Below are 23677 nucleotides of genomic sequence, written 5' to 3' on the forward strand. Positions count from 1 at the left end.
ACAGACGAACAATGCACAGGAGTTTAGAGTTTAGAGTCTATAATCTCAAGTCTCGCGTCTCACGTCTTAAAAATCACGCACTCATTCTTTCCACTAAAATTGGTATTGAAATTCTATAGAAAATCAATGCAATAAAAAACAAAGGAAGGCAACAAGCGATTACTACAAAAAAATAGGTGAGGTAAGCAGGTGGCATACCTACAGCAAAATCGCGAGCCGTTAAAATAATTGGCGTAAATGGGTTCCACTCCATTACGGTTTTCATAATTCCGCTTTTTGGAATGGCATAAACTACTGGAGTTATATACATTAAAAACTGTAAGCCAAAAGTGATCATTCTTCCTATATCTTTATACAACATCCCTAACGGGGTGATAAATAAACCTAAAGTAGTTCCAAAAAATATACCTGCAAGAAGCACAAAAGGAAAAAGTAAAAGACTCCAATTGAAACCAACCCCGTAGAAAAAGATAAAAATTATTAGTAGGATTACTTTTACCGAACTGTTAAACAGAAGTTTTAGAATCCCCGACATCACCAAGGCTTCTTTAGGAAAGTTAATTTTGGAAAGTATTCCCTTTGCGCTATTGGTACTGCTCATTGGCGAATTGATAGCTTCTGTGATTACAGACCACAGCAGTGTTCCCGAAAAAGCATAGACAGGATAAGGTATGCCTGTATCGGTTAATTGTACTGTACCAGAGCTATTTAAAAATATCCAAACAAATGCTGTAGCAAGTGGAGTTACAAACGCCCAAATTATCCCAAGGTAACTCTGCCTGTATTGTGCTTGTATGTCTCTTTTTGCCAATTGATAAGACAAGAAACGAGACTTCTGGATATCCTTTAAGCTGTCGGTTAAAAGCTTCCCGAGATGTAAATTGTTTTCTTTTTGGTAAACTTTGGTTTCCAAGAATAGTTATTTAGAAAAGAAATATTTTAATGTAGCTAATATAGGTATTTAAAAAGAAAATATTGAAGTTGTATTATAAGTTGTGCTAATTAAAACCCTTCTGGCATTGCCACCGTTCTAGTAGTGTTTCCTCCCATATTAACCTCTATCCTATCACTCCAATTTTTAGTGATAAAATCATTTTTATAAATAGTAACATCCATATAAATATCCGTATTCATTGGCCAAAACCTGTAACTCCTACTATTTTGCACAAAACCCTTTATCCACCACTCCCCATTTTGGATATATGCATAATACCGATGACCTTCCATATATCTATCACTATTATTAGCTTGAGACCTAAACGAAACATTGGTAGTTTGATCGGCGTGGATTAAAAGGTAATATCCGTGAACGGCAATAGTATATTTATCTGCACTTATTTTGGTATTGAATCCATCTCTTAATCCATATTCGGATACATCTCTAAACAAAAATTTAATATAGTTTAGAGGGCCATAGGAGCTGGTTTCAATATCGTATTTTACTATTTGGGTTTCATTATCTTTGACTACTAGTAGTTTAGAACTTGTAACATTTAAATCTCCACCAGGACTTTCTAAGTAAAGTTTATCTTGTACCAGGACATCGCCTATTACATCAAGGGTTGCATTGGGGTTTGGATTATTAATACCAACTTGCGCGAATCCCACAGCACTTAGAATCATTAAAAAAGATAAAACAAAATAGTTTTTTTTCATATTTATTTGTCTATATACCTATAGGTGCATTAGCAGCCCCCACACTTAATCCATAAAGATTTGTTACTATTGGAGGTAGTTCTTTAAAATACCTTCTATCGAATACAATTACACTCACACTATACTCGATATTATTGTTGGAAGTGTTATTCCTCTTTCTATTTCTAATCTCCAAATGCCAAGTACCATTTTGCACAAAAGTTCTAGAAACAAAATATCCAAGATAGCGATACGAATTATTTACTTCTCCTTTTACAATTGGCTGACCTTCATATTTAAAGTTAGCAATTCCAACAATATATTTAGACGCGTCGTACTGAAGGTCTACATTATTTACATTGTCTCTTCTTAAATTGTGAAACCTATAGTCAATGATATTAACTGGCGCGACGCTTATTGATTTCACATTTAATTTAGCTACCTCTCCAGGAGGATTGGAATTGCTCTTTCTCAACAATAAATTTAGATTGGAGTTTTCAGTGTTTACACTCTCCAAATTTTCAAGCTTTAAATGATTTTGAATTAGAACAGAGCCATCGACATCTAGTTCATAGCCAGGTGTAGGCGCATCTGTACCTATTCCTACTTGGGAATACCCGAAATAGGTAAAACAAAAACAAAATAAAAAAACAGTCTTTTTAATCATAATTAGTCGATAATTGGGGAGGATGCCTCCTTAGTGGTTGCGCCGTTCATTTCAATAATTTGGTCTGGAAATTCCTTGGCTATATTTCTTGTAATTAATATTGTGTTTATTGTCCAAGTACCATTTACAAAGCCATCGGTGGTTGCAGATGGATAATCGGCTCTAATTCGCCATGTTCCGGTAAAAGGGTCTACAGCCGTAGAAACCGCTGGAATTGCAAAATTTCCAGGAGTACCATCCATAACAAGTTCATGACTAAAATAGGCTGAAATAATTATCATACCATATTTTGAAGCTTTTATATTTGTATTGAAATCACTTACCCAATCGTTTCTAACATTGGTTAACTTATATTCCTGAAAATACGCTAAGGCATTCCCAACGTATGTAGTGTTTAGTTCTTTAACTACTTCTCCTTGATTTTGGGTCAACAAATAAGGTACATCCATATCTTGCACCTCTCCCAAATTTTCAACATTAACGGCCCCATTTATTGTAGTATTTCCAGCTACTTCCAAAGTGGTTCTTGGGGTGGTAGTATTAATACCCACTTGCGCTAAAATTGAAAATGGAAGTGTGAAAAAAATAAAAATTACGATCCGCTTTTTAATTTTGGGGATATGCTTCATGTAGTTAAATTGTTGAGATATAAACTGTTTTAATAACGTAAAAATTAGCTTTAATACTAACAAATTTAGGAAAAAAACCGATAAGATTTTAAGAGTTTATTAAGAAATCTTTTAAAATACTAACAGACTACTAAAGTAATGCATATAAGAAATTCGATAACATACTTAAAGTTAGCGTATTAGCAGAAACAAAGGATGGTAGAATAGAAATTTAGGGAAAAATTATTTTGAGGAGTACTCAGGTTTATTAAGTTAAATTGTATGAATTACTAAAAGTAAAATGATGAAACCCCACAAAGTATTACTGAGCAGGGTTTATAAAATGAACCAATATAAATTAACTTACTTATGATATAATATTTTACGATTAAAAAGATATACCCTTTATAAATTAGCTCTATTTAAGTTTAATGGTAACCTTAAAAAAGAATTAATCTCTCTTTACCTTATCTTTTCCAGTTAATTGTTTCACGGTTTTAGCTACTTCTTCTTCACTTTCTAATTCTTGCTGATTATTAATATTTATGGAGTTTTGTATTTTCTTTACATTATCAAACCTTTTGTCTTCTTTTTTCATTTTCGCTTCATTTATTTTAAGCAAACCAGGACCTACAGGAAGTCTTAATCCTATATGTTTAGACGTAATTTCTCCCCTCGCGTTTATATCATCTGCACGATTTGCAACAATCTGCCAAGAAAAGCTGACATTACTATTTCCATTTTGAAGTTCTTTTACTGTAAAACCATCTTTAGATTTATCAGTAACATAAACCCCATTACATTCACCTTCCAAAGTAATAAAAACTCTTAACGGGTGCTTATCATCAATATGGAGAGCGTTTTTAAGTATTGGATCTATTTTTATGTAAGCTATCCCGTTATTTAATTTGCCTACCCCAAAATCTTGAAAGAGAATTTCTGGTGCTTCTGGCGAAAACATTATATGAGGCACCCCATGAGCATCATTAATTAAAGTCGAGTTAGTTCCATTCCCTATTATTTTAAAATTTGTTCCACTATTCCCTGGGTTATTTGTATCATATTTCATACCCGCATAAGCAAAACTAGGTGTTCCATTTTCATTTCCTCCAGAAAAGTAGCCTCCATAATAGCTATCTGCATTTCCTTGAGTCCCATCTGGTGTAACATCATCAATACCAGCAAGTTTCGCATAAGCTCTATTATTTAAAGTATTTGGATTACTATCTGAATCTAATGTAAATACACCTGCAGCATTTCCTCTATTGTTATTATTTATCCTACCTTCTCCTGCATAAGCGTAAACTCCATGCTTAGAGCCAGAACCTGATACTCCTGATCCATTAGCAGTATATATTGATAGACTATTAGAACCACCGATTATTCCAGTGCCAGCGGAATGACTATTCACTCCCCAAAAACCATTTGACACTGTATCATCGGTAAATCCAACAACTGCGTCCGCACCGAAAAAAGTATTATCACTAAAAATAGGTCCATCAAGTCCATAAAAACTAAAACCAAGACCATCCCAACTTTCACCATAAACACCTACACCACCATATCTATTAACTCCATAAACCCCATATCCATTACCACTATTTTGCCCATACACACCTCTACCTGCACCACCACTAAATCCTCCAATTGCAGTACCATCTATAAAGTTAGTACCCACATTAAACTGATGACCAGCATTAACAGGTGAGGCATTAAAACCAATACTTACTTGGCCGTCATTTTCAAACCTCATTCTACTCGAATTGAAGGTAAAAACTTCAAAATGAACATTATCAGTAGTTCCTATAAAATTTGTACCCGGCACAGTACCCGTATTCCCTGTTAGCTTCCAATCGTCACTAGCATCAGAAGTTGCTGCAATTCGCACCCATCTACTTCCGTCATTAAAATAATATCCTGGAGAAACCCCATTAGCACCAGTAGTTGTTGCTGTGTTATAAACTGCCATTCCGGCTATGTGAGCAGATAACGGCGCTACATTATTAGTTGCAACAAGAGCTATCCTAGGCAAAAGTAACCCTCCAGGAGTAGTTGATGCATCTATCTCAAGTAGGGCATTTCCATTAGGAGTTGTGGTGCCTATCCCAACTTGTGCAAAAGTCGTCAATGATAAAAATGAAATTAAACAGAAAAGAAATGTTCGGTTCAGAGTAAAAATTTGTCTCATATGTTTTATGTTTTTAGTTTGACATGTAATTTATGTTGAATCAAACACTTACAACACTAACAAACATAAAAATAAAATACCTATTTATCATTAATTTTAGAAAAATTTCCATAGATAAATAAAACAAATAATAATAAATTGATATATTTTTATTTTAAATATTAAATTATGTGATAATTTACAAAACTGCATAGGAAATTTAAGATTCATTTAAAATATCACTAAGTGAGATAATCAATAACTGATTTATTTGACGAAACTTTTCAAATAAATAGAATATGAACAATGAGAAAAGTTTTACTGCATTAAAGTTAAATGCTGTGTTTTTGGATAAATGGTTGGAATTATTTCAACAGTAAATGTTCTACTAATAGTCAATCCTAATTACATTTTTGTAAATAAAGCATACAACGCAGGTCTAAATCAATAAAATTATAGTCCGTTCACACCCTTCATTACCGCAATCACACAACACTTTTCAAGTTTTTAAAAACCCAATTAGGTTTTTGGTCTGTTCAATTGCTATAAATCGTTCTAATTCCACTTTCTATTAGAGCTTTCTAATACTAAAACCAATTCAATTTCGATAAGCAGAAAACCAATTTTTAAAAAATGAATTTAGTTTTTGTCGATTAATTGATTTAGCAAATTTTCAAGTTTTTCAATTCTTGCATTCTGCGACTTAATTTTTTCTTCTTGCTCCTTAATGGCTTCTACTAAAACTGGAATTAATGTAGTATAGCTGAGTGTTTTTACATTATAGGTATTTCTTGTTTCATTTAACGAACCACTTTCCTTTTGGGGAGAAGAGTAAATATTGGAATTTTTAACTAAAAATGGAAATATCCTCTCGACCTCCTGCGCTATAAAACCAATTTTTTTTGTACCTGTATCTAAATTTACATCTGGAAAATTTGTTTTGTCATAATAGTATTCCACCCCTCGAAGTTCTAAAACTTTCGATAATGCTCCTTCCAAGGTTTTTACTTCTCTTTTTAATCTTAAATCTGAAACATTTAACCAATCTGTTAATCCTCCAGCCCATCCATCTGCATAAACTGCCCAACCAGTTGAAAATGGATCTGTTCCACCTACAAATCCTCCATAGGTACCAATTCCAGAGTTACTATTAGAAAATCCGTTAACACCCCGTCCTCCAGAACCACTAGTTCCTAATGCCAAACCAATTACTGCTGAGGCAACATAAGTACTTCCGGTATATTGTGTTGCCCCCATAAGTACCCTATTCCCGTTTGAAGCATTAGAATGTATAAATTGTCCTATCCCACCATTACTACCGTGATTGTTCTCCCAATGGGTCAACCATATATTTTCTCCAGTAGTTCTAAAATCAATTACATTTGAAGGAGAATTTGTATTGATTCCAATTCTATTGGTAGATCCTCTTACAAAAAACATATTTTCTCGCGCACCACTTCTAATCCTTACATCATAATTATTTCCTGATTCATTAAATACCGTCTCTGTATTACCCACCCGCACTCGCTCATTACCATTTGTTGAAAACCCTAACGAATTTGCTCCTACCCTATAAATTCCAGTATCAGTATCTTGAGACCAAGAATAAACAGGTAATGCCGCAGTACCATCTGTCATAGCTCGTAATTTCCCACGGTTAGTCGCATTGCCACTTGAAATTTCAAAAGCTTCTGTATTAGAGGTTCTAAACCTTAAATTTGTTCCATCTAAAGTTCCTATAAAATTATTAGTAGCATTTAATCCATTATTCCCTGTTACAGTCCAATCATCGTTAGGAACTGAAGCATCAGCTATACGCACCCAATTCGATCCATTATTATAATAATATCCGGGAGTTACAATATTTGGAGCACTACCTGCTGTTACTGTATTATAAACTAACATCCCTGCTACATGTGCAGAAAGTGGTAAAAAACTATCGGTTGATGAAAGCGCTACACTTGGCAACAATAAACCACCAACCGCACCAGGTGAAGAATGAACTTCTAAAACAGCATTCGTATTTGGATTAGTAGTTCCAACCCCTACTTGAGCTATAGTGTTTTGATAAAATAAGGTAAATAGGAATATGAGCCCAAAGATCCCCACCTTTTGGAAGTATATTTTCATAATAAAGCTTTTGTAAGGGTTACCCCTTAATTCATATTTGGTTAAAACATCAATGAATTTACAAAATATAGTTGATTTTATTATTCTTTTAATGTTAAATCAAGCTCGTTATTAAGAAAATATAGATTAAAAGCACTATTAATTATTTAAATCGTAAAATTAGTTTACAAATCATACTGAAATTTTAAATTATCAAAACCTCTGAAATGATAGGTTGAGTGTAGGTCTGTAGTCGTTGGTTGTTTTCAGAGAATGGTTCTCAATGTAATTTCAATTATCTACTACTCAAGCTATTATCTAGATTCTAATTTCTAGTTTCCTGACCCTTTTCTCCCCACTAACCACTTACGTTACCAGAATACATCCTACGTCTTACGTCCTACAGTCCTACGTCAAAAAAAACCCTTCCGCCCTCCATCTAGATTCTAGTTTCTAGATTCTTGACTCTTATCTCCCCATTAACCACTTTCGCATCCAAATTCATCCTACGTCTTACGTCCTACAGTCCTACGTCAATAAAAATCTCTCAAATCCTTACTAACATTTCGTTTTCATCTTCATTTTAGTTTTCGTAATTTCGTACCTCCAAAAAAATTCAGACTTAAATACATAAAATGAGCAAATACGACGTAATAGTTTTAGGAAGTGGGCCAGGTGGTTATGTTACTGCCATCAGAGCTTCACAATTAGGTTTAAAGACCGCTATTGTTGAAAAAGAAAGCCTTGGAGGCGTATGTTTAAACTGGGGCTGTATTCCTACAAAAGCGCTTTTAAAAAGTGCACAGGTTTTTGACTACCTAAAACATGCAGATAGCTATGGCCTTAGCGTAAAAGAATTTGACAAAGATTTCGGAAAAGTTATTGAAAGAAGTCGTGGCGTAGCTGATGGAATGAGCAAAGGTGTTCAGTTTTTGTTGAAGAAAAACAAAATTGACGTTATCAATGGTTTCGGAAAGCTAAAAGCTGGAAAGAAAGTTGATGTTGACGGAAAAGAATATTCTGCAGATCATATTATTGTTGCTACGGGAGCTCGTTCACGCGAATTACCTAACCTTAAGCAAGATGGTAAAAAGGTTATTGGGTACCGCGAAGCGATGACTTTAGAAAAGCAGCCTAAAAGTATGATAGTAGTAGGAAGTGGTGCAATAGGTGTTGAATTTGCACATTTCTACAATTCTATGGGTACCGAGGTAACTATTGTTGAGTTTTTACCAAATTTAGTACCTCTTGAAGACGAAGACGTGTCTAAGCAATTTGAACGTTCTTTTAAGAAAGCTGGAATTAAAGTAATGACAAATTCTTCTGTTGAAAAGCTTGATACTTCTGGTAAAACTGTAAAAGCTACTGTAAAAACTAAAAAAGGTGAAGAGACTCTTGAGGCAGAAATAGTTCTTTCTGCTGTAGGTATTGCTTCAAATATTGAAAATATCGGACTTGAGGACGTAGGTATTGTAACCGATAAAGGAAAGATTATGGTAAATGATTTTTACCAAACTAACATTCCTGGTTACTATGCTATTGGTGATGTTGTTCCTGGTCCTGCCCTAGCCCACGTAGCTTCGGCAGAAGGTATAACGTGTGTTGAAAAAATTGCGGGACACAATGTGGAACCAATAGACTACGGAAACATTCCAGGTTGTACATACGCGAGCCCAGAAATTGCAAGTGTAGGGCTGACCGAAAAACAAGCCAAAGAAGCAGGTTACGAAATTAAAGTTGGTAAGTTCCCATTCTCTGCAAGTGGAAAAGCTAGTGCTTCTGGTAATAAAGACGGATTCGTTAAAGTAATCTTCGACGCTAAATACGGCGAATGGTTAGGTTGCCATATGATTGGTGCCGGTGTAACCGATATGATTGCTGAAGCTGTTTTGGGTAGAAAACTTGAAACCACAGGATACGAAGTATTAAAAGCAATCCACCCACACCCAACAATGAGTGAAGCTGTAATGGAAGCCGTTGCAGATGCTTATGGGGAGGTGATTCACTTGTAATTTTTAGTTAGATGCTAGGTGCTAAATGCTAGGTGATAGATGCTAGATGCTAGATGAAAATTAAAAAATTGATTACTATTTTCGAAATTTATATGCTATAATTATCAGGGCCGGACTTAAAAGTCTGGCCCTTTTTTTATGATGATGATTTAATATAAAATTCACTTCAATTTACACCCTAAAACCTAGTCTATAATTGTAAGATATCTATTATGTGATTGGTCTGATGAGGGGTGATTATAAATGACAGAAAGAGCTGATCCTTCTCTAAACCATTGCACACTAAATTTAATTTTTTCACCGGGGGTCACTTCTAATGGATACATTGGAAGTGAGGCATTGTAGAATTCACTACTATTTGACGCTCTAATTTCAAGTCCTGGAATTGGGCTGCCATTTACTAGAATTCGGAATTTAGCATCTGCTGATAAATATCGACGCCCTGCAGCATTAAAATTCAAATAAATTGTTGAGTTTGTCGGAGTAATTTCTATATCTAATTCATCAAAAGTATCCCAAGAGGAATTTTGCCGATGAATATTAGATTTTCCAATTGCATGAAATTTTCTCGTAACCTGTTTTTCTATAGTGGCATAACCTAAAACTGTCCATTTTCTAAGAGATTTACTGTATTGTAAGGTTACAGATGAGTTTTTCCCTTTTAAATTCAAATTACTTTCATTTGGACATAAAATTCTTTAAGGATTTGCCGTTTTATCATTTACAATTGTCATATCATAAGCTGTACTATTTATCAATCGTACAATTTGACCATCGGCACCTGAAATTGGCTTAATACTCTTTATCGAAAAAGCACCCGTAGGACCTTCAATTAGGTATTGAGAATAAGGCACTTCTCCTAAATCAATATTTTCACTAACACCGTCATTTATTGTAAGTGGAGCTACACTTTCTCTTAAAGAAATTCCACCCTTAACATCGAGTGTAGTTGTTGGATTTGTATTGTTAATCCCTACTTGCGAAAAAGCAGAAACGGAAATAAAAAACGCTGAAATAACAGTTAAGACAATTCTGTTTTTCATAGTAAAGTTGTTGATCATGACGTCAAGTATGTTTGCTTTAAGCGCGCGAAAATACTATATTTTTCATAATCGAATGAATAAAACAAAATGATTAACCTAAACTTAAAATCTAAGTCGTGAGAGGTGAGATTTAAGATTTCAGATTTGAGATTTTAAAATCAGTATAAAGCTCCTTCCCCTCTTTTAGGGGAAGGTGGCTTTCAAATCGTAAAACGATTTGAAAGTCGGAAGGGGTAAGATTAGCCTGCAGTTTCAAAAGTAAGACCACCAGTTCATGGCTCAAGCGTCACAACTTAAGCTTCAGGCTCCTGTTCCCAAATCTTTTTAATAATGTTAAGCATATCCTTTTTAGTCTTCTCAAAAAACTAAAATCTACCAATCATCTTCTAAAGTCTTTCTTCCAAAAAACTTTGTAACGCTAGCTCATAGCTCTGCAATCCAAAACCTACTATTATCCCTTTAGCATGGGGTGAGATGTAGCTTTTATGGCGAAAGTCTTCTCTTGAAAAAGTATTGGAAATATGTACTTCTACTACTGGAGTTGTAATTGCTCTTACGGCATCGGCTATACCTACTGAAGTATGTGTATAGGCAGCCGCGTTTAGAATAATACCGTTGTAACTGAAGCCCACTTCTTGAATTTTATCAATTATTTCACCTTCAATATTAGACTGAAAATAAGAAATCTCAAGATTTGCATATTTCTTCTGAAGTCTCTCTAAAAATTCAGTAAACGACTCGTTTCCGTAGATATCGTTTTCTCTATTTCCGAGCAAGTTTAGGTTCGGCCCGTTTACAATGATTATTTTCATACCGTAAATATAGAAAATTAAAGAAAGAGCAATAAATTCTTATTCATAAAACAAAATGAACAGCAATTAAAACGAATACCTAGCAGAAATTTGCAAGACGTTATTGGTGCTTTTAACGTCATTAGATGTACGATGGTATCCAAGAACTACACCTTCGGTTTCATTTACATTAGACACTCCAATAACATAGCGTAGCTGAACAAATATCCCTAAATCTAATCGATATTCTGCACCTATCCCAAGTCCGAAATCGAAATTACTTATATCGTCTTTTAAATCGTTTTCTTGAATAGAAGATCTACCTAAAAATCCTGAGGAGGTAATTTCATTTTTAGCAGAAACAAGATACCCTAGCTGTGGCCCTCCCATAACGCTAAAATTATCTATTAGGTAATACTTTGCCATTAGCGGCAGATTAACGTAATTGAGATTTGTAATTATCCTTGGACCATCTGTAGCCATGGTATTATGCTCAGAACCTTGAGCAGAAAATAAGATTTCAGGTTGAAAAGTTAAATTTGTTACAATTGGAAATTCTGCTAAACCACCTAGATGAAACCCAAACACTCCTTTAGTATTATTGGTAAAATCACCTCCAACATTAGCAAAATTAACTCCTCCTTTTACTCCTAATCTTAATTCAGATTGTGCTTTTACCGAAATAGAAACAAACAAAAGCAAAAAAGAAAAAGCGAATATTTTTTTCATAATAATCAGATTTTTTTTAATATATACTTCACCTCGTAAATTCTAAATACAATATAGCTAATTAAGTTTAAAATGTATAACCCGCAGAGATTTGAAACACGTTGTTTTCAACGTTTAATCTATAATCATCTTCTGGATCGTACTTTTCAGGCTCACTAATTTCCATTAATCCTTTAGTAAATCTCAAGCTAAAAAAGACACCCATTGGAAGTTTATAGCTTACACCACCGCCAATTCCAAAGTCGAAAGTTTTTGTGAAATCTGCTACATCACTCTCCACTCCACTCTTAGTTTGTTCTGCATTTACAAGAAAGCTTGGCACAGGCCCTAATTCTACACTAAGCCCATGAACTATGTGATATTTTGCCATAATAGGAACATCAATGTAGCTCAAGTGTGTTTCCGTTCCAAAAAACTCGCTTCCTTTTTGGGAATAGAGCACTTCTGGCTGAACTGAAAATTTTTCCGAAAGTGGAATTTCTGCTAATCCCCCAATATGAAGCCCTACCCGTGTATCGAATCCTGTAAATGAATCTCCAGTAAAAGTCGATAAGTTTACCCCAGCTTTTACACCATAGGTTATCCCTTGAGCACTAACCGTAGCAATCGACACTACCGATAGTACTGTAATTAGTAATAGTTTTTTCATGTGTTGGTTGTTTATATTAATTTATCTAATCTACACATAAAAAATATAAGATTACTTATGAATTGTACAAAACAAAAAAAGCAGGAGATAACACCTCCTGCTCTTTTAAAAAAATATAATTTGGTTAGAAAGAATATCCTGCTGATACTTGGAATACGTTACTTTGGTTTGAACCTGAATAATCGTCAATGTCATTAACATCTAATAAACCTTTGTTATAACGCAAACTAAAGAAAACACCCATATTTAAACGGTAAGTCGCTCCAATTCCGAAGGCTGCATCAAAGCTTTTAAAAGCGTCTTTTATATCCTCGTCACTATCATCACTTGCATTAACTAACACTCCAAAAACAGGCCCTGCTTCAGCGCTTAAGCCTTCGATTATATAAAATTTTGCCAACACAGGTACACGTATGTAATCTAATTTAAGCGCATTATCCCCTAGTCCCCAGCTCCAATCTGAACCTTCAGAGGAATATAATAATTCTGGTTGTAGGGCAAATTTTCCTTTTAATGGAATTTCAGCTAATGCTCCTATATGGAAGCTTGTTCTAGAACCTAGACTTCCAACACCATAGCTATCTCCACCTAAAGAGGCTACGTTAAGTCCTAGTTTTGCACCTAAGCGAACTTCCTGGGCTTGAGCAGTGGTACAGGTTAATGCTACTACTGCGATAAAAAGTAGAATTTTTTTCATAATTGATTGATTTAGTTTAAAATTAATAGTTAAAATTTTTAATTTAATATTCCAATAGACATTTTTCCATGTAATATTACCTCACTACTCCAAAAATGTCTATACAAACGTATGTATCTGGCTAAGGCTTAGCAAGTCCTATTTAGAATTCGGGGGTTTTCGGTTAGAATTTGGTAATAGAAGGAAACATATACTGTAAAATACAGAAAATAAGAATATTAGCAGCGTAAGTGTTAAATTCAAAGTGCTTTTTAGATATAAAAAAACCACCCAAAATGGGTGGTTTTAAATTGTATTAATAAGATTCTAAGTTATTAGAATGAGTATCCTGCTGATAATTGGAAAACACTGTTGTTTACTTTATCATCACCAGAGTCGTTAATATTTGATAATCCGTGGTTATAACGTGCTCCAAAGAAAACTCCCATTGGAAGTCTATAAGATACACCGGCACCTAGACCGAAATCTATACTAGAGATATCTTCTATATCACCTTCATCTTTTACAGTTACTCCACCAATTGTGCTTTCAGATTCTGCTTTAGAAGATGCAAGAAAACCAATTTGTGGACCAGCTTCAATTGCAAATCCCTCAGCTACATAAAACTTAGCCATTACAGGTACCTGAATATAGTCTAGTTTAAGGTCTGATCTGAACAAGTAATCAACACCCAACTCTGTGCCGCTTTCTTCATACTTAGCTCCTTGAGCAGAGTATAAAACCTCTGGCTGAACTGAAAATCTTTCAGTAACTGGAATTTCTACTAAAGCACCAATATGGAAACCTGTTCTAGAATCAGCATCGTCGATATCACCACCTAAATTTGCGAAGTTTACACCACCTTTTGCTCCTAAACGCACTTCTTGCGCTTGTGTAGCGGTTACTGATAACATTAAAGTTGCTGCAATAAAAAATAACTTTTTCATATCTATTTGTTTTTTTAGTTAACACTTCAAAGGTCCCAAATTAGTCAATTCACATCCTAATTTTTAATTTTCTTTTAACTGAAAACAAGTAAACTTTAGCTGTTTTTAGTAATTAGTCTTAATTTATATATAAAAAAACCACCGTAAATAGGTGGTTTTTCAATTCCAAAATTCTTGCTACTTATAAAAATGAATATCCAACTGTTAAGGAAATATACTTATGTCTCCCTTTTTCCAATTGAGTATCTGCAACTTCTGTAATTCCCACGTTAAAACGACCTTCAACCCTAATTCCATAGGGAAAATCGTACCCCATCCCCATTACAGCAGCAATATCCATATCGTTTCCATCTGCGTTTATATTGGTATTATTAATATCTGTTCGTAAATCATCATTTATTAAAAATCCAACTTGTGGCCCTACTTGTATATAAAGTGGCTGATCATCTACCAGATAATATTTAAAAACAATCGGAACATTTAAGTAAGATAATTTAAAATTTCCACTACCAGTAAATTTTGCTCCTTGCTCAGAATACAGGGCATCCGCTTGTAACCCAATTCTGTCTGAAAATTTAATACTCCCAAAAACCCCAATAACTATTCCTTCTGTATACTCTAGGTTTAACGATTCCACGCCATAAATGTTCGAGAAGTTTATTCCTGCTTTAACGCCAAGATCAAATTCTTGTGAATAAGAGTTTACGCCAATAAATAAGATGATAACTGCAACAATCAGTTTTTTCATATTAATTCGGTTTAGTTTTAACGAAAACAAATATATAGTATATCTAACAATCTAAAATACTTTTACTTTAATTGTTAATATCGTTAGTATTAAATTGTTTTAGGATAGCAGTATTTTAGATTGGTTTCCAAAAGTAAAATCATACAAAAAAAGCCACCCGAAATGGATGGCTTATATATTATTATGGGATTTGTAACTACAGGAATGAGTATCCTAGTGCAAGAGAAAAAACTGTGTTTTTTCCCTCAAATCCATCAGTTTTTGAAACATCAGACAATCCAAAATTGTATCTAGCATCCAAACGGACTCCGAATGGGAAATCGTATCCGGCTCCTACAATTCCAGAAACATCACTTTTTTCAGCATTTGCTTTAATAGAATTAGCCCCTAAAACATCTACATAAATATCGTCATCCAAAATAAACCCAAATTGTGGTCCTGCTTGAATATTTAAACCTTGTATTAAGTAATATTTCAATACAACGGGTACATTTACATAGTTTAAGTCGAATTTTCCATAATCAAACTCCGCTCCTTGTTGTGAATACAGAACATCCGCCTGAATCCCAACTTTGTCAGTAAACTTTATTCCAGCAAAAATACCAGCTTGGAATCCAGTTTTACTGGATAAATCATTAACATCTGAGATATTCGCAAAGTTAGCCCCAGCTTTAATTCCTAAGTCAAGACTTTGGGAAAAAGCAGTAGCTCCCATAAAAAGTGCGCAAAATGCAATCATTAATTTCTTCATAGTGTAAGGTTTTGATTTTTTAAATAAAACGACAAGTTATCTTTTATCTTATACATATTAAAATATTTAGAATTTTGTTAACTATTATAAATAGTAGTAATATAGCACCATGAACTGGCAACAAACTCTTAAAGATTATCAAAACTACCTTCGCTTAGAACGTGGACTTTCAGATAATTCTATAATTAATTATTCGTTAGACGTTAAAAAACTAATACGCTGGTTAGAAAAAAATGAAATAAAAACGTCTCCTATTTCTATTGCTGAAGAAACGCTTCAGCAGTTTATATATGAATCAGCAAAAACTATAAATCCTCGTTCACAAAGCAGACTAATTTCAGGCCTAAAAGGTTTCTTTACGTATTTAATATTTGAAGATTACCGAGATACTAATCCTTTAGAATTAATTGAAGCTCCAAAGCTGGGAAGAAAATTGCCTGATACTTTGGCCATTGAAGAAATTGACTCTCTTATAGGTGCAATTGACTTAAGTGCTAAACAAGGAGAACGCAATCGTGCGATAATAGAAACACTTTACGGCTGCGGCCTTCGTGCTTCAGAATTAACAAACCTTAAAATATCCGATTTGTATTTTGATGAAGGCTTTATAAAGGTAACCGGAAAAGGAGATAAACAGCGTTTAGTACCCATTAGTCCAACAACAGAGAAATACATAAGCATTTACCAAAAACAAGTACGGGTTCATCATAAAATAGATCCTAAGGATGTCGATACGCTTTTTCTAAACCAACACGGCAGGCAACTTACACGGGCCATGATATTTACCATTGTAAGACGATTGGCTGAAAAAGCGGGAATAAAAAAAACCATTAGTCCGCATACATTTAGACATTCCTTTGCCACTCACCTTCTAGAAAACGGGGCCGATTTACGTGCAATTCAACAAATGTTAGGACACGAAAGCATTACTACTACTGAAATCTATACTCATATTGACAGAAAACACTTGACTGAAGTTATCAATAAATTTCACCCTAGAAGGTAGGTGTTGAAATTGGATGGAAACTTCAATTGCGACACACACTTTTTTCTTCTGAATAATAAGGTTAAAAAACTCCCAAACAGCTTCATTTTTTTTCTTTTCCTACAATCCTTTTGTATTTTGAAGGTGAAACATAAAAAGAAAAATTATATATGAAGACATTAAAATTCAATAATGGTGATACTATGCACGCCATTGGATTAGGGACTTGGAAGTCAACTGGAAATGAGTTGAAAAAAGCGATAAAAGACGCTATTTATGCAGGATATAGACATATAGATACCGCTACCAATTACGGCAATGAAGCAATTATAGGAGAAGCCTTAGCTGAGATTTTTGCGGAAGGTGAAATATTTCGTGAAGATGTATTCATTACTTCAAAACTTTGGAACGACTCTCACGCCGAAGGCCAAGTAATCCCAGCCTTGCAAGATTCACTTAAAAAACTTCAACTAAATTACTTAGACTTATATTTAATCCATTGGCCAGTAGCCTTTAGAAACGGAGTTGAATTCCCTAAAAAACCAAGTGATTATCTTACTCTCGAAGAAGCTCCGTTAATAGAAACTTGGAAACAAATGGAAGAAGCCAAGAAAAACGGATTGGCAAAACACATCGGTGTTTCAAATTTTAGCGTTAAGAAGCTAAAAGACCTAATTTCTAAAGCTACTATAAAACCTGAAATGAATCAAGTAGAACTTCACCCATTACTGCAGCAAAACGATTTACTGGAGTATTGTAAAAGTGAAAACATATTACTTACAGCATACTCTCCATTAGGTTCGGGAGATCGAATTTCAGCAATGAAAGCCGAAGACGAACCAAATATGTTTGATATAGATGTTTTAAAAGAAATTGCCAAGGATAGAAGCGCTACTGTACCACAAGTACTAATCGCCTGGCACAATCACAGAGGCTGTGCTGCTATCCCAAAATCTACAACCAAAGACCATATAATTTCGAATTTTAAATCGGCAGACGTGGCACTCAGAGATTCTGATATGGAGAAAATCGCCAAATTAGACCGAAATTATAGATACATCAATGGAAAGTTCTTTGAAGAAGAATCTAAGGGATATGTAAATCTATATGATGAATAAGGATTAATAGATAACAACAAAAAAATAAGCCGCAATGTACATTGCGGCTTATTTTATAAATAGTTAATCTATTTTACTTCGCTATATTAACTGATCGTGTTTCACGGATAACAGTTACTTTCACTTGCCCAGGATACGTCATATCCGTCTGAATTTTTTGTGAAATTTCGAAAGATAATTGTGCGGCTTTTTCGTCGCTTACTTTTTCACTTTCTACCATTACACGAAGCTCACGTCCTGCTTGAATTGCGTAGGCTTTATTAACGCCTCCAAAACCAAAAGCGATATCTTCTAAGTCTTTTAGACGCTGAATGTAAGAATCTAATACTTGACGTCTTGCTCCAGGTCTTGCACCGCTAATAGCGTCACAAACTTGAACAATAGGAGACAGTAAACTTGTCATTTCAATTTCGTCGTGGTGAGCACCAATAGCGTTGCAAACCTCAGGCTTTTCACCATATTTCTCAGCCCATTGCATTCCTAAAAGTGCGTGAGGCATTTCTGTTTCCGTTTCTGGTACTTTCCCTATATCGTGCAATAAACCAGCTCTTTTCGCAAGTTTAGCATTTAAACCAAGTTCTGCAGCCATAACTCCACAAAGTTTTGCCACTTCACGTGAGTGATGTAATAGGTTTTGCCCGTAAGACGAACGATACTTCATACGACCAACAGCCTTAATAAGCTCCGGGTGTAACCCGTGTATCCCTAAATCGATAACTGTACGTTTACCAACTTCAATAATCTCTTCTTCTATCTGCTTTGTTGTTTTTTGAACAACTTCTTCAATTCGTGCAGGGTGAATACGCCCGTCGGTTACTAGTTTATGCAGCGATAGACGAGCAATTTCTCTTCTTACAGAATCAAAACAAGAAAGAATAATTGCCTCTGGAGTATCGTCTACTATAATTTCAACCCCAGTAGCTGCTTCAATAGCACGAATATTTCGACCTTCACGACCAATTATTCTACCTTTCACATCATCGCTTTCTAGGTTAAATACAGAAACGCAATTTTCAACTGCTTCTTCTGTTCCTATACGTTGAATGGTATTGATAATGATTTTCTTGGCTTCTTGTTGAGCGGTCATCTTAGCCTCTTCAACAGAGTTTTGAACAAAAGCCATAGCTTGAGTTTTGGCTTCGTCCTTTAAGCTCTCCATTAACTGCGCTTTGGCCTCTTCAGCAGAAAGACTGCTGATTACCTCTAATTGCTCTACTTGACTACGGTGAAGTCTATCTACTTCGCTTTGTTTTTTATCTAAAATTGAAATCCTCTCATCAAAATCTTGTTGTTTAGACTGAAGTTCAGCGTTTAATTTCTTTGATTTCGCTAATTCGTTAGAAACTTGCGATTCCTTATCACGTACTCTTTTTTCAGTATCAGAAATCTTTTTATCACGGCTTATTATTACTTTTTCATGTTCTGCTTTAAGCTCTAAGAACTTCTCCTTAGCTTGTAATATTTTGTCTTTTTTTATGCTTTCTGCCTCAGATTTTGCCTCTTTTAAAATTGCCGCAGCACTTTTTTTGGCTCTTGATAAAACGTGAGATGCGTTATTTCTCTCCAGTATTTTTGCAATAAAAAAACCAATCGCTATCCCAACGATGGCACTAATTATTATAGTTACTATATCCATTTATTTGTTGATTTATATATAAAAAAAAAGCCTACATCAATATATTAGTTTTGAATAAACTCCTTAAAAAAATGTTTAGGGCTAACAAGCTGATCAAGAATCCGCTCGAAGACGGCCCGCTTTTACAACTTTAACTCACCCTTTTTTAAAGAATTCGTGTTGAGTTTACCAAAAATAATATTAATGTAGGCAGTTACCTTATTTAATTAAAAGAACGTTATGATACCTGCTCCTCCAGGATTAGATTTAAAGCCCTAAGCCTTTCTTCTGCTTCCATGGTTTCACTGGATCTATCTATTTGTTTTTGCTCTACCTGGGCGGCAAACTGGAGGGCGCTCATTGCTAATACATCCTGTTTGTCACGCACGGCATAACTTTGCTCGAACTTCTTAATCATTTCTTCTATCTTCTTCGCCGCCAATCTCAACCCTTCCTCCTGCGAAGGATTGATAGTCAAGGGATAAACCCTGTCTGCTATCGATAGTTTTATTTTTAATTGTTCTGACATTGTTATATTATTCAGAAAGTTGGGTAATACATTGATCTATTTCCCGAACTAAAGCGTTTATCTTGAGTTTCGTTTCTCGTTTATGTTGGTCACTGCCAAGCATTGAATTTGCGAGTTTTAATGAATTGTTTTTTTCGGTTAAAGCTTCAATTTCGTGTTCGAATTGTTGCTGTTTTAATCTTAAATTGATAATCTCTTCTTCCAATTGAGCATTGGTAGTTTTTAATTTCTCGTGCCTGTTAAGCAACTCACCCACTCTATTCTCAAGAGAATCAACAATTTCAGAAAGATTACTCATTAAAATTTTTGTTCAATACTTCTTTCACAAAGTTAGCATACCCTTGCTAAAACACAAACAGTTTTCTGTTATTTTTTCAGTATTTTGTAATGATAAACCAAATAAATATGGTATTAGAAAGAAATTTGTGAAACTGTCTTTGATAATCAACTTATTGCAGTTCGCTATTACGGCAGTTTCTAAACATAAGTTTATTAACATTTCAGCTTTTAAAGCCTAAGTTTATCTCGATTATAAGCAAGCCACTTACTTTCTTCTACAAGTTCTATTACAAAATAAAGAATTTAAATCTTAAAGTTATTTTTCAACAAAGCACATATAACTTATTTGTTATTAGTTTTTTAAAAATATAGAAGAATCAGTTTTTGAATTTTGGAATAGATCTATAATTATATTCTGTGAGGATTTATTTTGTGAAATTTAAATTTGATTTTATTAATTATTGCAAAAAATAAGAATTCAAAATATTATAGAATCGGCAAACATATAGTTAATTAAGTTGTTGTCCCTTTTTTATTCCTAGCGTATTATTATTTTTACACTATGAAAAAAATTTTATTGCTACTCCTACTTATCGGGAGCTTTACTTATGCTCAAAACAATTTTCCTAAAAATTATTTTTCAAACCCGCTGGATATAAAAATGATCCTCTCCGGAAGTTTTGGAGAGCTTCGTTCTAATCATTTCCACAGCGGTTTGGATATAAAAACACAACAACGCGAAGGAATGCCAGTTTACGCTCCTGCAGATGGATATGTAAGCAGAATAAAAGTTAGCCATTACGGGTATGGAAAAGCGCTATATATTTTACATCCTAATGGATACACCACTGTATACGGGCATTTAAGAAGCTATGCAGGTGAAATTGAAAAACATGTAAAGGAAACCCAGTACGCAAAAGAATCTTTCAAAATTGAACTTTTTCCCGACAAAAATTTCTTAGCTGTTAAAAAAGGAGACCTAATTGCATACACAGGAAACACAGGAGGTAGCGGCGGCCCACACTTACATTATGAAATTCGTGATGCTTCGCAAAGACCAATTAATCCACTTCATTTTGGTATCGATATTCCAGATTCTAAAGCTCCGTTATTAATGGGGGTTTTCGCTTATACAGTAGATGAAGATGGACACGTAAATCAAAGTCAGAATAGAACTAAATTAAGATTGATTAAACAAAAAGATGGTACCTACAAAACCGAAAGCATTAAGGCTTATGGCAAAATTGGATTTGGAGTAACTACCTACGACCAATTTGATGGAGCTTCAAATAAAAATGGTAGTTATAGAATTCAAACAAATTTTAATGGCTCTGAAAAGTTTGAAGTTACCTTCGATAAATTTTCATTTGCTGAAACTCGCTACCTCAACAGGTATATAGATTATGAATACTTTGAGACAAATAAAAGTAGAATTCAAAAGCTATTTAGAGAAAAAAATAACCCATTAAGCGTAATCACCTACGAGGACGAAAATGGATATGTAACGGTAAAAGATAGTCTTCAATCAATTTATACTATTAGCATCAACGACTTAAAAGGAAATACAACTTTTGTTACCATTCCAATTGAAGGAGCTAAAATGGATATCCTCGACTCCAAAAACATCAAAGTTACCGACGATTATATTAATGCAAATCATGCTACTTCTATTACAAAGGGTAAATTCAGCATTTATATTCCGGCTAATAGTTTATACGAAAACACTTATTTAGACATTCGCGCCGATGGAGATACATTAGTATTTCACGAAGATATTGTGCCAATTCACACCAACATTACCTTATCGGCAGATATTTCGTCTTATAGAGAAGAAGACAAAGACAAGCTTTATTTAGGTAGATTAAACACTAAAGGCGAACCATATTACACTTCTACCAATAGAAACGGCGATAAACTTGTAGCCAAAACAAGAACCTTTGGAAAGTACATTATTGCTTCAGATACAATTCCACCTGAGATAGAGCCTATTAATTTTTCAGAAGACAAATGGATAAGCAATGAGAATTTTCTAAAAATTAAAATTAAAGATGACTTAAGTGGAATAAGCTCCTATAGAGCGACCATCAACGGAAAATTCATTTTAACAGAATATGATTATAAAAAAGACGTTCTAGTTTATAATTTTAACGACAACGTAAACTTAGAAACTGAAAATAATTTGAAACTCATAGTAATTGATAATGTAGGAAATAGTGCTACATTTGAAGCAAAATTTTTCAGAAAACACCCCTAATTCACGCTTTTGAAAACAATTAAACTATCGCTCACACTTTTCTTTTTATGTTTTGCAACCTTTGTGTTTGCTCAAAAATCGATTGTAAAAGGAATTATTCTTGACGAAAACAACTTTCCCGTAGCAGGGGCAAATGTAACCTATAACGATACCGGAACTATTTCAGATTTTAATGGGTTTTACTTACTTAAAGTACCATCAAATCAAGATGTTACTATTGTTTTTTCGCATCTAAGTCATAAAAAAGTACAGCTAACTGTGAACCTTTCTCCAAATGAGGATTATGAGTTAAACCCTGTAATGAATACAACGATTGAGCAAATTAGCGAAGTTGTAATTTCGGGTAGAGAAAACAAACGCGTAGAAGGGGTAACTACTATTTCACCAGAGGTAATTCGTAAAATGGTAGGTGCTAATGCGGGCGTTGAAAACCTTTTAAAATCACTTCCAGGGGTTAATGGTAATGACGAATTAAGTACGCAATACGCTGTTCGTGGTGGAAATTATGACGAAAACTTAGTTTATGTGAATGAAATTGAAGTTTATCGTCCATTCTTGATTAGAAGTGGTCAACAAGAAGGGTTAAGCTTTGTAAACAGCGATCTTACTAGCAATGTAGATTTTTCAGCAGGTGGATTTCAAGCAAAATATGGCGATAAACTATCTTCTGTTCTAGACATTACGTATCGCCGTCCCGTAAATTTTGGTGCTACTATTGAAGCAAGTCTTTTAGGAGCCAGTGGTTCTGTTGAAGGGGTTTCAAAGAATGGGCGTCTATCAGGTATTTTCGGAATTCGTTACCGCGATAACAGCCTTTTTGTTCAAGCAAAAGAAACAGAAACGAATTACAGACCAAAATTCGCAGATGCCCAAACGTATCTTACCTATAAATTCAGTAATAAATTTGAACTTGGATTCTTAGGTAATATATCAATTAACGAATACAACTACAGACCGCTAACGAGACAGACTAACTTCGGTACAATTTCCGATCCTATTGCGCTACTTGTGTTTTATGAAGGTCAGGAAGAAGATAGATACAATACTTATTTTGGAGCTTTAAAATCAACTTGGGTGGTTTCTGATAATTACACAGCTAAATTTATAGGTTCTGTATATCAAACTACTGAACAAGAATATTACGACATTCTAGCCGAATATCGCTTAGGAGAGGTAAACACAGACCTCGGAGGAGAGGACTTAGGGCAAGTGGAATTTACAAGAGGTATTGGCGGGCAACTTACACACGCTAGAAATGATTTGGATGCGTTGATCCTCAACTTTGAACACAAGGGAAATTTATCTATTGAAGATAACAATATTGAATACGGAATAAAATACACTCACGAAGATATACGCGACCGT

23 protein-coding genes and 1 other RNA gene are annotated in these 23677 nt (G+C 34.4%); 5 read left to right on the plus strand and 19 right to left on the minus strand.

The features are described from left to right. Window positions 1–73 precede the first annotated feature (73 nt). The 6 genes from RT250_RS08295 to RT250_RS08320 all read right to left on the minus strand — a co-directional run bounded on the left by RT250_RS08295 (window position 74) and on the right by RT250_RS08320 (window position 7207). Window positions 74–913, minus strand: coding sequence for an ABC transporter permease (locus RT250_RS08295; protein ID WP_313113858.1), 840 nt, complete (start codon window positions 911–913; stop codon window positions 74–76). 89 nt (window positions 914–1002) lie between these two features. Beyond that, window positions 1003–1656 (minus strand): hypothetical protein, encoded by a 654-nt coding sequence (locus RT250_RS08300; RefSeq protein WP_313113860.1) that lies wholly within the window; start codon window positions 1654–1656, stop codon window positions 1003–1005. A 10-nt stretch (window positions 1657–1666) separates the two neighbouring features. Next, entirely contained in the window at window positions 1667–2302 is a 636-nt protein-coding gene (locus tag RT250_RS08305; RefSeq protein WP_313113861.1) for a hypothetical protein, read from the minus strand. Window positions 2303–2304: 2 nt separating this feature from the next. Further along, window positions 2305–2931, minus strand: coding sequence for a hypothetical protein (locus RT250_RS08310; RefSeq protein ID WP_313113863.1), 627 nt, complete (start codon window positions 2929–2931; stop codon window positions 2305–2307). Window positions 2932–3361: 430 nt separating this feature from the next. Continuing rightward, on the minus strand, window positions 3362–5098 hold the full coding sequence (locus RT250_RS08315; RefSeq protein WP_313113865.1) for a phage tail-like protein: 1737 nt from the start codon (window positions 5096–5098) through the stop codon (window positions 3362–3364). A gap of 618 nt (window positions 5099–5716) precedes the next feature. After that, window positions 5717–7207 carry a tail fiber domain-containing protein gene (locus RT250_RS08320; RefSeq protein WP_313113867.1) on the minus strand — a complete coding sequence of 497 codons (1491 nt, stop codon included), beginning with the start codon at window positions 7205–7207 and terminating at the stop codon, window positions 5717–5719. Window positions 7208–7821: 614 nt separating this feature from the next. Here RT250_RS08320 and lpdA point away from each other — a divergent pair. Continuing rightward, a complete protein-coding gene (gene lpdA, locus RT250_RS08325; protein WP_313113868.1) occupies window positions 7822–9198 on the plus strand; it encodes a dihydrolipoyl dehydrogenase in 1377 nt (458 codons plus the stop codon). Between the two features lie 185 nt (window positions 9199–9383). Here lpdA and RT250_RS08330 read toward each other — a convergent pair whose 3' ends face one another. The 9 genes from RT250_RS08330 to RT250_RS08370 form a co-directional block, all read right to left on the minus strand. Next, window positions 9384–9869 carry a hypothetical protein gene (locus tag RT250_RS08330; RefSeq protein ID WP_313113870.1) on the minus strand — a complete coding sequence of 162 codons (486 nt, stop codon included), beginning with the start codon at window positions 9867–9869 and terminating at the stop codon, window positions 9384–9386. Window positions 9870–9896: 27 nt separating this feature from the next. Then, entirely contained in the window at window positions 9897–10241 is a 345-nt protein-coding gene (locus RT250_RS08335; protein WP_313113872.1) for a hypothetical protein, read from the minus strand. 386 nt (window positions 10242–10627) lie between these two features. Further along, complete coding sequence (aroQ, locus tag RT250_RS08340) at window positions 10628–11053, minus strand: type II 3-dehydroquinate dehydratase (RefSeq protein WP_139854881.1); 426 nt, start codon at window positions 11051–11053, stop codon at window positions 10628–10630. A gap of 66 nt (window positions 11054–11119) precedes the next feature. Further along, window positions 11120–11761, minus strand: a complete 642-nt coding sequence (locus RT250_RS08345; RefSeq protein ID WP_313113874.1) for a porin family protein — start codon at window positions 11759–11761, stop codon at window positions 11120–11122. A gap of 67 nt (window positions 11762–11828) precedes the next feature. Then, entirely contained in the window at window positions 11829–12410 is a 582-nt protein-coding gene (locus tag RT250_RS08350) for a porin family protein (RefSeq protein WP_313113876.1), read from the minus strand. Window positions 12411–12534: 124 nt separating this feature from the next. After that, entirely contained in the window at window positions 12535–13107 is a 573-nt protein-coding gene (locus RT250_RS08355; protein ID WP_139854884.1) for a porin family protein, read from the minus strand. Between the two features lie 314 nt (window positions 13108–13421). Next, a complete protein-coding gene (locus tag RT250_RS08360) occupies window positions 13422–14033 on the minus strand; it encodes a porin family protein (RefSeq protein ID WP_313113879.1) in 612 nt (203 codons plus the stop codon). Between the two features lie 181 nt (window positions 14034–14214). Continuing rightward, window positions 14215–14781, minus strand: a complete 567-nt coding sequence (locus RT250_RS08365) for a porin family protein (RefSeq protein ID WP_313113881.1) — start codon at window positions 14779–14781, stop codon at window positions 14215–14217. A gap of 196 nt (window positions 14782–14977) precedes the next feature. Next, window positions 14978–15532, minus strand: a complete 555-nt coding sequence (locus tag RT250_RS08370; RefSeq protein ID WP_313113884.1) for a porin family protein — start codon at window positions 15530–15532, stop codon at window positions 14978–14980. Window positions 15533–15641: 109 nt separating this feature from the next. On the opposite strand from RT250_RS08370, the gene xerD reads away from it, so the two are divergent. Beyond that, the gene (gene xerD / locus RT250_RS08375) at window positions 15642–16538 is read left to right on the plus strand and encodes a site-specific tyrosine recombinase XerD (RefSeq protein ID WP_313113886.1); all 897 of its coding nucleotides are present in this window, start codon (window positions 15642–15644) and stop codon (window positions 16536–16538) included. A gap of 149 nt (window positions 16539–16687) precedes the next feature. Next, the gene (locus RT250_RS08380) at window positions 16688–17635 is read left to right on the plus strand and encodes an aldo/keto reductase (protein WP_313113888.1); all 948 of its coding nucleotides are present in this window, start codon (window positions 16688–16690) and stop codon (window positions 17633–17635) included. A gap of 73 nt (window positions 17636–17708) precedes the next feature. Here the strand turns inward: RT250_RS08380 and rny are convergent, their stop codons facing one another. The 4 genes from rny to RT250_RS08400 form a co-directional block, all read right to left on the minus strand. Continuing rightward, on the minus strand, window positions 17709–19271 hold the full coding sequence (gene rny, locus RT250_RS08385) for a ribonuclease Y (RefSeq protein WP_313113890.1): 1563 nt from the start codon (window positions 19269–19271) through the stop codon (window positions 17709–17711). Between the two features lie 56 nt (window positions 19272–19327). Next, window positions 19328–19436, minus strand: a non-coding RNA gene (ssrS, locus tag RT250_RS08390) — 6S RNA. Window positions 19437–19488: 52 nt separating this feature from the next. Then, window positions 19489–19779, minus strand: a complete 291-nt coding sequence (locus RT250_RS08395; protein ID WP_313113891.1) for a cell division protein ZapA — start codon at window positions 19777–19779, stop codon at window positions 19489–19491. A gap of 7 nt (window positions 19780–19786) precedes the next feature. After that, window positions 19787–20077 (minus strand): coiled-coil domain-containing protein, encoded by a 291-nt coding sequence (locus tag RT250_RS08400; protein ID WP_313113893.1) that lies wholly within the window; start codon window positions 20075–20077, stop codon window positions 19787–19789. A gap of 543 nt (window positions 20078–20620) precedes the next feature. On the opposite strand from RT250_RS08400, the gene RT250_RS08405 reads away from it, so the two are divergent. Together RT250_RS08405 and RT250_RS08410 are read left to right on the plus strand one after the other, a co-directional pair. After that, window positions 20621–22312, plus strand: a complete 1692-nt coding sequence (locus tag RT250_RS08405; protein ID WP_313113895.1) for a M23 family metallopeptidase — start codon at window positions 20621–20623, stop codon at window positions 22310–22312. A 9-nt stretch (window positions 22313–22321) separates the two neighbouring features. After that, a partial coding sequence (locus tag RT250_RS08410) for a carboxypeptidase-like regulatory domain-containing protein (RefSeq protein ID WP_313113897.1) occupies window positions 22322–23677 on the plus strand: 1356 nt, incomplete at its 3' end.

The sequence above is a fragment of the Aequorivita sediminis genome (assembly GCF_032080575.2).
GTDB lineage: Bacteria > Bacteroidota > Bacteroidia > Flavobacteriales > Flavobacteriaceae > Aequorivita > Aequorivita sediminis.